We start from the raw sequence: 12,549 nt of genomic DNA, 5'->3' as shown, positions 1-12,549 counted from the left end.
TGACTTCTCGCGGCGTACGGCGCAAACAGGCCGGGTATCACCAAACTCCAGAAGTCGGCACGACAGCTGCCATGGGGGAGCGAGGAGTTGGGATGACGACCTGGTACGAGGGGCCGCTGGCCGCCTTCGACACGGAGACGACGGGCGTGGACGTCGAGACCGACCGGATCGTGTCGGCCGCCGTCGTCGTCCAGGACGCGCCGGGAACCCGGCCCCGGGTGTCGCGCTGGCTGGTGAATCCGGGGGTGCCGGTGCCGGCGGAGGCGACGGCGGTGCACGGGCTGACGGAGGAGCACCTCCAGCACAACGGGCGCTGGCCGGCGCCGGTGATGTACGAGATAGCGGAGCAGCTGGCGGAGCACGCGACGCTGGGCCGCCCGCTGGTGGTGATGAACGCGCCGTTCGATCTGACGCTGCTGGACCGTGAGTTGCGCCGGCACCGGGCGTCGTCGCTGGCGCGCTGGTTCGACTCGGTGCCGCTGAAGGTGCTGGATCCGCAGGTGCTCGACCGGCAGCTGGACCGGTACCGCAAGGGCCGCCGCACGCTGGGCGATCTGTGCGGGCACTACGGCGTGACGCCGCAGGGCGCGCATGACGCGGCGGCGGACGCGCTGGCCGCGCTGGATGTCGTACGGGCGCTGGGGCGGCGTTTCGCGACGCGGCTGGAGCGGCTGTCCCCGGCCGAGTTGCACGCGCTCCAGGTGGAGTGGCACGCGGCGCAGGCGCGCGGGCTGCAGGCGTGGTTCGCGCGCAGTGGTTCGGAGGAGACGGTGTGCCCGGAGTGGCCGCTGCGGCCGGAGCTGCCGGCGGCGGCGTGACCCGGGCGGCGGGGTGGAAGCGGACATCGAGAGGGCATGAAGAAGGCCGGTCCGCTGTTGGCGGACCGGCCTTTTCCGGTGGGCGATACTGGGATCGAACCAGTGACCTCTTCGGTGTGAACGAAGCGCTCTCCCGCTGAGCTAATCGCCCGGGAACGCACTGAACAATACAGGTCCGGGCGCCCTTCGTTCAAACCGCCTCCAGACGGCGCAGCAGTCCGCGCCGTCCGGCCCGCATCATCAGGCGGTGGTTGAGGCGGAACAGGGGCCGGCCGGGCAGGGCGAGCCGCCTGAGCAGGGGCCGGCCGACGAAGACGTCCTGTTCGTAGCGGGCGAGGGTGCCGGGGCCGCCGGCGGTGATCGTCCAGCGGGCCCAGCCTTCGAGGTCTCCGGAGAGGGCGGCCTCCAGGACGCCGGCGGCCGGGTCGCGGCGGGTCTGGCGCAGGGTGGCGGTGAGGGCGAGGGGCAGCGCGGACCGGATGACGATCAGGCCGGTGTGCTCGGCCAGACGGGTCGCCGACCGCACCTGGGGCCACCACCGGGGGTAGTCCTCGGCCCGCTCCAGCACCGCGTAGACGGCGGCCGGCGGGGCGGGCAGGGGCCAGAGGCTGTGGAAGTGGTAGTGGTGGGGGTCCATGGGGCGAGTGTGCCGGGGTGGGTTCACGAAGGTGAGTACGCGTACTCATGTGCCCCGCCGTGGGCCGGGTCACACTCGCAGGGCGAGCGCCGCCGCCCGTGCCGCGGCGCTCCCCCAGCCACCTCCCGGCTAGGCGGGCATCCTGTCGCCGAGCAGGGCGAGGTTCTCGATGGCGGCGAGGCCGTAGAGGGCGGTGTCGTTGGTGGACACCCAGGGCGCCTCGCCGCCCTCCACGAGGGCGGCCGGTCCGGTCAGCTTCTCCGTCCTCCAGGGGGAGGACTCGGTGTAGCCGTCGGAGTGGTAGAACTTGGCCCAGGCGCGCTGGGCGAGGGCCGCGTCGCCGGTCTGTACGGCGGCGTAGGCGTCGAGGCGTGAGTGCCCCTGGAAGAGCAGCAGGGTGCCGAAGCTGGTGCCGTAGCGGGCGGTCTGTTCGGTCTTGGTGGCGTTGAAGTAGCGGCAGTAGTCCAGGTAGGCCTCCTTGAACTCCGGCATGTCGACGAGGTGGATGAGTTCGGCGCACAGTTCGTTGAGTCCGAAGACGGCCGAGAGGTGGGAGACGGAGACGGCCGGCTTGTCGGCCACGGCGAACTCGCCGGTGTCGAGGTCGTAGAGTCCGCTGCCCTGGACGAAGCCGTTGGGCTGGGCGGCGATGCCCGCCATCGTGGACAGCACGCGTGCCCTGGCCTTCTCCCACTTGGGGCCCTTGCGTTCCCACTCGGTGAGCCAGGCCGAGACCAGGCCGCTCCAGTCGGTGCCGAAGCCGATGGACAGGGCGTGCCGGTCGGGGGTGTAGGGGTCGGTGCGGACCTTGCGCTGGGGGTCGAGGACGAGGAAGGTCTCGTCGGAGTCGACGTTGGCGTGCATGAGGTCGCCGACGCGTTCGTCGGCGGTGAGGAAGTAGTAGAAGCGCCGGTAGGTGGTGTTGGCGATGCGCTGCTGTTTGGCGCTGTCGGCGAAGTGCTGGACGCCGTGCCGGGTGCCGAGGCCCGCCCACTTGCCGAGGTGGTAGACGTCGACCTCGCCGGTGTGCCGGGTCATGGCCTCGGCGAAGCGGAAGATGTCGGAGCGGCCGCTTCTGAGGTAGGCGTACCAGAGCCACAGGTCGGGTGAGAGCTCGGAGTTGTCCCAGGCGTAGCCGCCGATGTCGTAGCGCCATACGTGCCGGGCGGAGTCGTAGGTGTGCATGATGTCGCCGTAGTCCCAGAAGCCGTACCAGCGGCGCGTCTCCACCTGGTCCTTGTAGTAGGTGAAGAGGAAGTCGAGGTGGTCCTCGATCTTCGCCTTGGCGGGGGTGGAGCGGTCGGGCTCGGAGTACAGGCCGGGGCCGAAGACCTTGGCCTTGATGAGCTGGCGGGGCGGGGCGGCGAGCTGGGGCAGGACGCGTACGGCGCGGGCCTGGCGGGCGAGGGTGTCGGCGGTGGGGGTGGAGTCGTTGGCCCAGAAGAGGAGTTCGGAGGTACGGGCGATGCCGTAGGGGGTGCCGAAGCCGGGCTCGTAGTCCTCGTAGGTGATGTTGAGGCCCTCGAGCTGTTCGGCGTAGGTGTCCTGGCCCATGCCGTCGTGGTAGAAGCGCAGGTCCATGGGCTGGGCCTCGGGTGACCAGAGCCAGAGGGTGACGGTGGCCTCGTCGGTGTGGGCGTCGCGGATGTCGAGCTGGGCGGGGAACTTCTCCCAGAAGTCGCGCAGGCCGAAGGAGAGGCCGCCGCTCGCGCCGCCGACGTAGCCGAAGCCGGAGGCGCGCCGGCCGCCGCCGGCGGTGATCCAGCCGTGGCCCTTCTTGGTGCGCTTGCGGACGGTGAAGCCGTCGGCGGAGAGCTGGGCGAGGGTGTAGTCGCCCCAGTGCGGGATGTACCGCAGGCGGGTGGTGACCCGCTGGTCCCAGGTGGCGGGGTCGGGCAGCTTCTTGCCCTCGTACTGGGCGGCCTGGACGGCGGCGCCGGGGTCGCGGCGCAGTCCGGTGATGCCCTGGACGGCCTCGCGCAGCAGTCCGCTGCCCTCGCCGCCGAGGCGGATGTGCCGGTCGTAGGCGGCGTCGCGCATCGGCACGGTGAAGCGGACGCCGAGGCCGCGGATGAAGTCGCCGCTCGCCTTGCCGGGCTCCTGCCTCCCGTCGTAGGTGAGGGTGTGCACCATGCGGAAGGAGTCGGAGCCGGCGTAGAAGTACAGGCGGAGGGAGAACGGCAGCCACTCGCGGTCGCCCTTGCGGTGCTTGCCGTCGACGCGGACGACGGCCCGGACCGGTCCGTCCTGTTCGACGGTGACGGACAAGACGGCGCCGTCGAAGCGTTCGGTCCTGACCGTGCCCTGGTCCTCGTCCTCGATCTCGGGCTGGCGCAGGAGGACGAGCCGGCCGTTGCGGGCGATCTCGGTGGAGCCGCGGGTGACGGACTTGATGAGCGTGGAGCCGTTCTTGCCGATCTTCGCGGTGATGACGCCGGTGGAGACGTCGACGGTGCCGCCGCCGCTGTCGACGGTGACCTTCTTCGCGGGCTCGGCGGGGGTGCCCGTGGTGAGGGTGAGTTCGCCGGTGCCGGTGCCGACGGCGTGGGCGGTCCATTTCAGGGAGCCGTCGGGCCAGTAGGCGAGCGGCCAGGTCTGCACGGGGACGTGCCTGCCGTCGGCGTCGGTGACCGCGAAGGACCGGTCCGCCGGGTGGGCGCCCATCGGCCAGGGCACGCCGACGGTGGCCCCGGGCGCGGCGCCGAGGCCGCCGTCCTCCAGCCAGTCCAGGGTCACCGGGTCGGCGCCGTCGGCGGCGGCAGCGGGCGCGGCCTCGGCGTCCCGGGCGCCCAGGGCCCAGCTGAACTGGGCGACCGCTCCGGCGACGGCGGCGGCCTTGAGGAGGGACCTGCGGGGGATGGGGGACATGACCTTTCCTTCCATGACGGTGCGGTCAGGGGCATGACAGCGGTGGTGACGGTGCTGGGGGCGGGTCCCGGAGAGGGGGGAGGGGTGCGGGTCCTGGGGAGGGGCTCGGGTTCCGGGCAGGGCGTGGGTCCGGTGGTGCCCGGCTCCCGGGGCCGGGCCGCTGGTGCCGGGCCGCTGGTGCCGCCCGGGTCCGGGAACGGTCCGTTCGCGGCGCCGGGTCCGGGAACCGCCTGTTCAGCGACACCCGGCTCCGGCGGACCACCCGTTCGGCGCAGCCGGAGTACGGGGCCGCGGGTTCCAAAGCGCCGGCCTCCGGTGGCCGCTGGTTCCACCGGTTCCGGGGTCCGGGCGGTCCGGTCTTCCAGCGGTGCCGCGCTCCACCGGCCGCCGCTTCCCGCCCCGTCCGGCGCCGGACGGGGCGCCGTCGGTCTCGGCGGTGGCCGGCCTGGGCGGAGCCGGGGGTCAGCGGCGGTGGTAGCGCTCCTCGACGGCGACGGCCGCCGCGGCCACGGCCCCCAGCACGGGAACCGCCAGCGGGGCGATGAGCAGGGCGGAACAGCAGATCAGGACGGCCCCGCCGACCAGCAGGGAGGACCCCGCGGGATCCCGTACGGTACGGCGCGCGGCGGCGGCGAACAGGACCCGCCACCGCTCCCCGGGCGTCCACACCGCCGCCGCCCGCAGCCCGGCCACCGCGAGCCCGAGCAGCGCGAACAGTCCCACGGCCCCGGCCAGGGGCCCGCCGGGCAGTCCGGCGTGCACGGCCCGGACGTCCAGCCAGGCGACCCATGCGGCGGCCCAGCCGGCGGCGCCGACGGCCCATCCCCCGCGCAGCGCGGAGCGGAAGTCGGCGGTGAACTCCCGCCATCCGCCGCCCTGGTGGGCGGTACGCCGGCGCAGGTGCCGGGCGCCGGCGGCGAACGCGGCCGGGTAGGTGACCACGCCGAGGCAGGCCACCGCGATCCACACCCCGGTCAGCAGGGACTCGGCGAAGACGCCGTACCGCTCCGCGAACCCGGACTCCCGGCGCGGTCTCACCCGAGCTTGGGACATGGTTCAGCCCTTCAGTCCGGAGGTCGCCATGCCGTCGATCAGATAGCGCTGGAAGGCGAGGAAGAACAGCAACACCGGCAGCAGCGCGACCAGCGACATGGCGATCATGCCGCCGTAGTTGGCGGCCACGCCGTCGGAGTCGCGGAACATCATCAGGCCCAGGGAGACGGTGTACTTGCCGGGCTCGTTGAGGTAGATCAGCGGGCCCATGAAGTCGTTCCAGGCGTTGATGAAGGTGAAGATCGCGCTGGTGATGAGCGCGGGCCGGCACAGCGGCAGCACGATCGACCAGTAGGTGCGCAGGTGCCCGCAGCCGTCGAGGCGGGCGGCCTCGTCCAGTTCCCGGGGCAGGTTCCGCATGAACTGCACCATGAGGAAGACGAAGAAGGCCTCGGTGGCGAGGTACTTGCCGATCAGCAGCGGGACGTAGGTGTTGACCAGCTCCAGCTTCTGGAACATCACGTACTGCGGGATCAGCAGCACGTGGTACGGCAGCAGCAGCGTGCCGATCATGAGGGAGAACAGCAGGTTGCGGCCGGCGAACTTGATACGGGCGAAGGCGTAGGCGGTCAGCGAGCAGGAGACCAGGACGCCGACGACCGCGCCGCCCGCGTAGAGCAGCGAGTTCTGGAAGAACGTCCAGATCCCGACATCCGCTATGCCGTCGGCCAGTCCCTTGAAGTTGGACAGGATGGGGCGGGAGGGGAACAGCGTGAGGCTGTTGATGATGTCCTTGCTGGGCTTGAACGAGGCGCCGATCACCCAGACGACCGGGTAGAGGATGACGGCCAGGATCAGCAGGGCGCCGAGGTGCCAGGCCAGGGAGCCGGCCCGGCGGCGGCCGGGGCCCGGGGTCCGGATGCCGGCCGCGCGCACCGGGGCCTTGGTGGTGGTGGCGCTCATCGGGCGTCCTCCTCGTAGTGCACCCACTTCTTCTGGGACCAGAAGAGGACGGCCGTCACCAGGGCCACGGCGAGCAGCAGCATCCAGGCCATGGCGGAGGCGAAGCCCATCTGGGCGTTCTTGAAGCCCTGCTGATAGAGGTAGCAGGTGTAGACGAGCGTGGCGTCGGCCGGTCCGCAGGCGGTGTTGGAGACGACGTAGGCCGAGCCGAAGATCTGGAAGGAGTGGATGGTCTCCAGCAGCACGTTGAAGAACAGCACCGGGGAGATCATCGGCAGGGTGATGTTCCAGAACCTGCGGAAGGGCCCGGCGCCGTCCATCTCGGCCGCCTCGTACAGTTCCCTGGGCACCTGCTTGAGCCCGGCCAGGAAGATGACCATGGGCGCGCCGAACTGCCAGACGGTCAGTGCGACCAGGGAGTACATCACCCAGTCGGCGTTGCCGACCCAGCCGCCGACGTGGAAGCCGAGGAAGGTCTGCGTACGGTCCACGACGGCGCCGTCGGAGAACAGCGAGCGCCAGACGAAGCCGACCGAGACGCTCGCGCCGATGAGCGAGGGGGCGTAGAAGGCGGCCCGGTAGAAGGCCTGGCCGCGGCGGCTCTGCGCGAGGAGCAGGGCGACGCCGAGGGCGAGGAGCAGCTTGAGCGGGGTGCCGATGACGACGTACTTGGCCGTCACCTCCACCGACTTCTGCCAGCGCGGGTCGTCGAACATCTTGGTGAAGTTGTCGAGACCGACCCACTTGGGGCTGGTGAAGAGGTTGTAGTCGGTGAACGCGAAGTAGAGGGAGGCGATCATCGGGCCCGCGGTCAGCAGCAGGAACCCGGCGATCCACGGGGACATGAACAGATAGCCGGCGAGGTTCTCCCGCCGCCGGCCCGGCCGCCCCGTCCTCGCGGTGGCGGCCCGGCGTGCGCCGCGGGTCGCGGGCACGGAGTCCTTGACGAGCGTCACGGCGTTTCCCATCAGGCCTGGAAGGCGGCTTCGGCCTCGGTGAAGAACTGCTTCACCGCGTCGGAGACCTTGGACTTGCCCTGTCCGAGGTCGCCGCCGATGCGCATGAAGGCGGCCTCGATGGTGTCGGCACCGGAAGGGTGCGGGGTGATCGCGCCGAGGACGCCGGCCTTGGCGGTGTCCTCCTCGTACTGCGCGATCTCCTTGTTGACCGCGTCGGCCGGCTTGTAGGCCGCGAACTGCTCGTTGCTGGTGAGGATGCCGCGGTCGTAGCCCATGATCGTGCCGACCCGGGGGTCGTGGACCATGAAGTCGATGAACTGCGCGACCTCCTTGGGGTGGGAGGTGCGGGCGGAGGCGCTGAGCATCAGGGAGGCGAGGTACTGGCCGGTGTGCTTGCCGTCCGTGGTGGGGATGGGCGCGAGGCCGTACTCGCTGTCGCCCTCGGCCGAGTAGCGGACGGTGAAGTTGTCCCAGGTGAACTCCGAGGCGCCGTGGCCGGCGGAGAGGGAGGACTTGGGCTTGTCCTGCTGGACGGTCTTGGGGTCGGTGACGACACCGGCCCTGACCCGGCCCAGGCCGTCCGTCCACCACTCCGTCAGATCGGCCTGGTCGAAGCCGAGTCCGTCGTCGGTGAAGAACGCCTTGCCGTTCTGGCGCAGGTAGAGGTCGTACAGGTACATGATGGTGAAGTAGCCGGTGTCCCCGGGGACCCGCGTCTTGTCGCGGATGGTCTTCAGGGCCTTGAAGTACTCGTCCCAGGTCCAGCCCGGCCGGGGTTCGACGCCCGCCTTCCGGAAGAGCTTCTTGTCGATGACGAGTGACATGGTGTTGGAGCCGACCGGGATTCCGAGTTGCTTGCCGTCGACTTCACCGACCTTCGTGACGCCCGCGCGGAAGTGATCCAGGCTCAGATTCCCGGCCTCCACCTGAGGCTTGAGATCGAGGAGAATTCCGCGCTTGTCGTACTTCCTGAGGAAAGTGACGGCGTTTTGGAAAACGTCCGGGGGGTTTCCGCCGGCGGCCTGGGTCTGGAACTTCTCCCAGAACGAGTCATACGTCTGGAAATCGGTTTTGACCTTGATCTTGGGGTATTTCTGCTCGAAGAGGGCGATGGACTGGTTGATCTTCTTGGCCCGCTCCTCGGCACCCCACCAGGAGTAACGGATCGTCACCGTGCCGTTTCCGGAGCCGCTTCCGCCGCCGCAGCCGGTGGTCGCGGCGAGCCCGAGCGTGGCCGCCGACGCCCCGGCCGCCTTCAGGATCGTACGCCTGTCAAGATTCCTGGTTCCCACAGTCGGGCCTCCCCGCAGCATCTCCGCCACGCGCATGAATCGTTTCAAGTAAGCGCTTGCTGGCACAAGGTACGAAGGGGCCCGGGGTGCGTCAATGACCCGAGCAGGATTTTCTTGCGGGCGCCCGGAGCGGCGGGCCCGCCCGGCGCCCGTCCCCACCGCCGGAAACAGGCCGGCCCGCCGGCCGTTCCCACTGGTGAGGGAAGCGTGGCCGACGGGCCGAACGAACCGAACGCCGCGTCAGGCGGGCAGGGAGGCCAGCCAGTCGAGCAGGATCCGGTTCGTCTCCTCCGAGCGCTCCTGCTGGACGAAGTGCCCGCAACCGTCCAGGATGTGCGAACCGAGAAGGCCGGGCAGCGTCTCGGGAAACGCCTTGACGGCGTCGGCCAGCCAGGTGAGGGAGGCGTCCCGTTCACCTCCGATGAACAGCGAGGGCCGCGTGATCGGCCGCCCCGCCCAATCGGCGAGGTCCGCCCAGTCCCGGTCCATGTTCCGGTACCGGTTCAGGGCCCCGGTCATCCCCGTCCGCTCGAACTCACCGGCGAAGACATCGAGGTCCCGCTCCCCCAGCCAGGACGGCAGCACGCCGACGGGGAAACGCTCGCGCAGCGTCCCGCCGGCCCCGGTGAAGTGCGGGTCGGGGGCGCCGGGGGCAGCCATGGTGTCGGCGGACAGAGCCGCGTAGAAGCCCGCGAGCCAGCCGCGCACATCGGGCTCCATCTCGGCCTCGGCCCGGCCGGGCTGCTGGAAGTAGGAGATGTAGAACTCCTGGGGGCGGGGACGGGGGTGGGGGTCGTGGTCGGGGCGGACGCCAGGTGACCCGGCGCCCGGCCGCTCGGCGCCGGGTTCGTCGCCCGCGCCGGGGCCGTCCGTGCCGGGTCCATCTGTGCCGGTTCCGCCCATGCGGGCGAAGATCTCGCTGGGGCGGGGGCCGCCGGGCGGGGTGTACGGCACGCCGAGCAGTCCCACGGCCCGGAACACGTCCGGCCTGGTCAGAGTGGACATGGCGGCGATCGTCGCGCCCCAGTCGTGCCCGACGACCACGGCGGAACGCTCGCCCAGCCCCTCCACCACGGCCACGTTGTCCGCGATCAGGTCGAGCATCCGGTACGCCTCCACGGCCTCCGGCTTGGAGGAACGGCCGTACCCGCGCACATCGATCGCCACCGCGCGGTAACCGGCCGAGGCGAGCGCCGCCATCTGGTGCCGCCAGGCGTACCAGGACTCCGGGAAGCCGTGCAGGAGCAGCACCAAGGGCCCGCTGCCCTGCTCGACCAGGTGGACACGGCCGGCCGGGGAAGGGAGGAGGCGATGGGTGGGTGTGGAGGAAGGCGCGGCGGAGGATCGGTCGGTGAGGGCGGAATGGCTGGACGCGGTGGAGACGGCGGGGCTGGAGCCGGCGGTCGGGGGCACGGGATCTCCTGGGGTTCGCGGAAGCTGGGACGGGCGGGTCTGGGTGAGTCCTGGGGGTGGGGGTGCGTGGGGGCTGGGGTGTGGGGCTTGGGCTCTGAGGGCCTGGGGCTCGGGGAGGTCGCGCGGTTTCGAGGTGCCGTCGGTCGACCTGAAGGCAGGAGACGGAGGGCGGAGGTCTGGTGGGCCACTGGGCAGAGCGCGGCAATGGGACACCCCGGGGCAGGAGCGCGCGGGCTGGCTCACTGAGGGCCGGTTGGCTGCGGGCGCGGCCCCGCGAAAGGGCCGGTCGGAAGGGGTCCGGTGGGCTGTGGGCGTAGGTGCGTGCGATCAGGTGTCGGAGACGGTGGGCGGCTCTTGCTCGGGGCCCTGGACACCATGATCCGGCGGATGGCCGGGCCGGGACGAGGGTTGTTGCCGGTTCGGCAAAACGCTCGGCTTGGGGTTGAACCGGGGGCCGAGCAAGGCCATTCACGTGCCTGGCCACGGTCACGTGTCGGACCAGCCACCCTCCGTCCAGCGCCGACCGCGCGAACCCGGCGCCCGACCAGGACCGGATGCCCCACCGCGGGCGCGGCCCGGCGCCCCGGACTCAGCGAGCCCCGCGCCGAGGCGTCCCGAGCCGTCGCCGCGGGCCGTACGCCCGAGCCGTCCCCGCGCCGCTGCGGTCACAGGGGCTCGCGGTTCAAGCAAGCCGCGAGGTCCGCTACCACCTCCGGTGGATCGGGGCCGGACGCAGGCGGGGCGGAAAGCTTCGGAACCCGAAATGACAGGGAGCCGCCCAGGAGAGGCACCAGGATCGAGAGGCTGGGGTGCCGAGGAGGCGCGTGCGACCTGAAGGGGGCCATGAGGCCGCCAGGGGTCAGGGGGCGCCAAAGAGGCCAGGCAGGAACGGGTAACGCCCGACAGACCCGGCCAAGCAGCCTGAGAGGGCCCCGAGGCCCCAGGGCGGAGGAGGCCGACGCCCCTACCACGCCGCTCCCCCGGCCCCGACCACCAGCCGTGCCACTCGCTCCCCGCCCGACTCCGGCCGTGTTGCCCCCCTGCCCGACCACCGGCCGTGCCTCCCCGCTCTGCCCTACGCCCGCTCCGGTGCGGGTGCGGGTGGGTGCGGATACGCCGACGGCCCATCTGCCTGTCGCAGATGGGCCGTCGGTCCGGGTGGGCGATACTGGGTTCGAACCAGTGACCTCTTCGGTGTGAACGAAGCGCTCTCCCACTGAGCTAATCGCCCGGGCGCAGGAAGAACATTACCCCATGTCAGGGGGTGCTTCCGACCAGGGGCGGGGCGGTGGAGGGCACCGGCCCCGCAGCCGTGTCACTGGTCCTTGATCTTCCAGGGCATGACGAAGCCGAACTTCCACAGGTAGATCCCGGCGAGTACGCCGATGATCACCAGTCCGATCACGGTGAGGGTGATGTTGCGGCGGCGCACCTTGGGATCGAGGGCCCGCTGGGCCGCCTCGGTGACCTTGCGTTTGGTCCAGCGGAGCACCAGCTGGGCCCACACGAACTCGGTCGCCCAGATCGCCATGCCGCCGAAGATCACGACCCAGCCGGGCCCGGGCAGCGGCAGCATGACGATGCCCGCGCCAACCACCGCGAGGCCGACCACGAAGACCCCGACCTGCCAGCTCAGATGCAGGAGCCGGCGGGATTTGATGAACTCCGGCGCCCGCGAGCCCAGCCCGCGCGCGGCTGCTTCACCGGTCTCCTGCCGGTCCGTCTTCGCCTTGTCCGATGCCACGGCGACCTCGCCCGGTTCGTCACTCCCCGTATTCATATAGACAAACCCTACCCGAGTGAAACCAGTCACCGGAATGGTGGTAGATCCGGTACGAGTTCTCGGCCGGAAGAGTTACGTAAACACACGCAAAACCCTCAGAGGGGTTTACAACGGCACCGTAGGTGGCATGTCGATTTCGCCGACGTGCGAATCCCCGAGCGCACACTGAGCGAAAGGCCCTGGCGCTTATGAACACCACGGTCAGCTGCGAGCTGCACCTGCGCCTCGTTGTGTCGAGCGAGTCCTCCCTGCCTGTCCCCGCAGGCCTGCGGTACGACACGGCCGACCCCTACGCCGTGCACGCCACCTTCCACACCGGAGCCGAGGAGACCGTCGAGTGGGTGTTCGCCCGCGACCTCCTCGCCGAGGGCCTGCACCGGCCCACCGGGACCGGCGACGTCCGCGTCTGGCCATCGCGCAGCCATGGCCAGGGCGTCGTGTGCATCGCCCTCAGCTCCCCGGAGGGAGAGGCTCTGCTGGAGGCCCCCGCGCGGGCCCTGGAGTCCTTCCTGAAGCGAACCGACGCCGCCGTGCCGCCCGGCACGGAGCACCGGCACTTCGATCTGGACCAGGAGCTCTCGCACATCCTGGCGGAGAGCTAGGTCGCGGCCCCTCCGAGCAGCCCGGCGCCGTCCACTCGGGGAGACGGCTCGGGCCAAGACAACCGCATACGGCAACGGACCGACGCCGCCCTCGTGAGCGTTCACGGGCGGCGTCGGTCCGGCCGCCGTCGACCGCGGTCCGCGAGCGGCCGAGTGCGATGCGTATACGGCGACGCCCGGACTCGGCCGCCGTATGCGCGCGCCCGGCCGTCGCCCGTGTA

10 protein-coding genes and 2 tRNA genes are annotated in these 12,549 nt (G+C 71.0%); 2 read left to right on the top strand and 10 right to left on the bottom strand.

Translation table 11 applies throughout. The annotated features are described in order from the left end of the window. The first annotated feature begins 92 nt into the window (after positions 1-92). Entirely contained in the window at positions 93-818 is a 726-nt protein-coding gene (locus IH25_RS0123270) for a 3'-5' exonuclease (RefSeq protein ID WP_030613792.1), read from the top strand. Between the two features lie 79 nt (positions 819-897). Here IH25_RS0123270 and IH25_RS0123265 read toward each other — a convergent pair. The 10 genes from IH25_RS0123265 to IH25_RS0123215 all read right to left on the bottom strand — a co-directional run bounded on the left by IH25_RS0123265 (position 898) and on the right by IH25_RS0123215 (position 11,723). Continuing rightward, positions 898-969: transfer RNA gene (locus IH25_RS0123265), tRNA-Val, on the bottom strand. A gap of 39 nt (positions 970-1,008) precedes the next feature. Then, on the bottom strand, positions 1,009-1,455 hold the full coding sequence (locus IH25_RS0123260) for an SRPBCC family protein (RefSeq protein ID WP_030613789.1): 447 nt from the start codon (positions 1,453-1,455) through the stop codon (positions 1,009-1,011). Positions 1,456-1,584: 129 nt separating this feature from the next. Continuing rightward, positions 1,585-4,323, bottom strand: coding sequence for an exo-rhamnogalacturonan lyase family protein (locus IH25_RS0123255; RefSeq protein WP_030613786.1), 2,739 nt, complete (start codon positions 4,321-4,323; stop codon positions 1,585-1,587). A gap of 462 nt (positions 4,324-4,785) precedes the next feature. Then, entirely contained in the window at positions 4,786-5,376 is a 591-nt protein-coding gene (locus IH25_RS0123250; protein ID WP_030613783.1) for a hypothetical protein, read from the bottom strand. A gap of 3 nt (positions 5,377-5,379) precedes the next feature. Then, positions 5,380-6,279, bottom strand: a complete 900-nt coding sequence (locus tag IH25_RS0123245) for a carbohydrate ABC transporter permease (protein ID WP_030613782.1) — start codon at positions 6,277-6,279, stop codon at positions 5,380-5,382. Then, positions 6,276-7,247 carry a carbohydrate ABC transporter permease gene (locus IH25_RS0123240; protein ID WP_030613779.1) on the bottom strand — a complete coding sequence of 324 codons (972 nt, stop codon included), beginning with the start codon at positions 7,245-7,247 and terminating at the stop codon, positions 6,276-6,278. The genes IH25_RS0123245 and IH25_RS0123240 overlap by 4 nt, the downstream gene beginning before the upstream one ends. Further along, positions 7,247-8,530: an ABC transporter substrate-binding protein gene (locus IH25_RS0123235; RefSeq protein ID WP_030613776.1), complete on the bottom strand. Its 1,284-nt coding sequence runs from the start codon at positions 8,528-8,530 to the stop codon at positions 7,247-7,249. Before IH25_RS0123235 ends, IH25_RS0123240 begins: the two co-directional genes overlap by 1 nt. A gap of 240 nt (positions 8,531-8,770) precedes the next feature. Beyond that, the gene (locus IH25_RS37745; RefSeq protein WP_051754089.1) at positions 8,771-9,808 is read right to left on the bottom strand and encodes an alpha/beta hydrolase; all 1,038 of its coding nucleotides are present in this window, start codon (positions 9,806-9,808) and stop codon (positions 8,771-8,773) included. A 1,294-nt stretch (positions 9,809-11,102) separates the two neighbouring features. Next, a tRNA-Val gene (locus IH25_RS0123220) sits at positions 11,103-11,174 on the bottom strand. Positions 11,175-11,258: 84 nt separating this feature from the next. Further along, positions 11,259-11,723, bottom strand: coding sequence for a TIGR02611 family protein (locus IH25_RS0123215; protein WP_030613774.1), 465 nt, complete (start codon positions 11,721-11,723; stop codon positions 11,259-11,261). 191 nt (positions 11,724-11,914) lie between these two features. Between IH25_RS0123215 and IH25_RS0123210 the strand changes: the two genes are divergently transcribed. Continuing rightward, positions 11,915-12,328, top strand: a complete 414-nt coding sequence (locus IH25_RS0123210) for an SsgA family sporulation/cell division regulator (RefSeq protein ID WP_004002642.1) — start codon at positions 11,915-11,917, stop codon at positions 12,326-12,328. Positions 12,329-12,549: the final 221 nt, after the last annotated feature.

The sequence above is a fragment of the Streptomyces achromogenes subsp. achromogenes genome (assembly GCF_000720835.1).
Classification (GTDB): Bacteria; Actinomycetota; Actinomycetes; order Streptomycetales; family Streptomycetaceae; genus Streptomyces; species Streptomyces achromogenes.
Note: the sequence above shows the minus strand (reverse complement) of the source record. Positions and strands in the feature narration are given on the sequence as shown.